The sequence below is a fragment of the Ligilactobacillus acidipiscis DSM 15836 genome (genome assembly GCF_001435755.1).
In the GTDB taxonomy this organism is placed as follows: Bacteria; Bacillota; Bacilli; order Lactobacillales; family Lactobacillaceae; genus Ligilactobacillus; species Ligilactobacillus acidipiscis.
Genome location: NZ_AZFI01000372.1, coordinates 1 through 426 on the forward strand (window position 1 = coordinate 1; position 426 = coordinate 426).

Sequence of the window (426 nt, forward strand, 5' to 3'; positions counted from 1 at the left end):
AAATTTACCCACACAAAGTTGACACTATCTTAAAAAAGAAAAAGATTGCATTAAATGGCGATTGAATGTATGCTGAAAATACACGGGTGAGCCTTTACTGTGTAACCATGAGAACAAAAGAACTATCACAATTGTCAACCTTTTTGCGATAGTTCTTTTGTTCTTTAAATAATCATGAGTTTTTTAGAAAATTGGGCTATTTAAATATTGATTCAGCCTTTCTCTGGTATTGGTATTCATTCTAATAAAACCAATACCTTGACTCATACATAAAGCTGCGTTGCCCCAACTTTGAGGCTTTTTAAGATCAAGTTGGTTAAAGCCAGGTAGATCATCAAACTTAACAGCAAACATATTAGCCGAAATTCCCATGGAATGTGCAACCTCAGTTATTGGTCTAAAGGTTGAAAGTACCAAAACAGACCG

General features: G+C 34.5%; 1 protein-coding gene. It reads right to left on the bottom strand.

What is annotated here, in order from left to right:
* Positions 1-183: 183 nt before the first annotated feature.
* A complete protein-coding gene (locus FC65_RS11145; RefSeq protein ID WP_056972812.1) occupies positions 184-417 on the bottom strand; it encodes a hypothetical protein in 234 nt (77 codons plus the stop codon).
* Between the last annotated feature and the right edge of the window lie 9 nt (positions 418-426).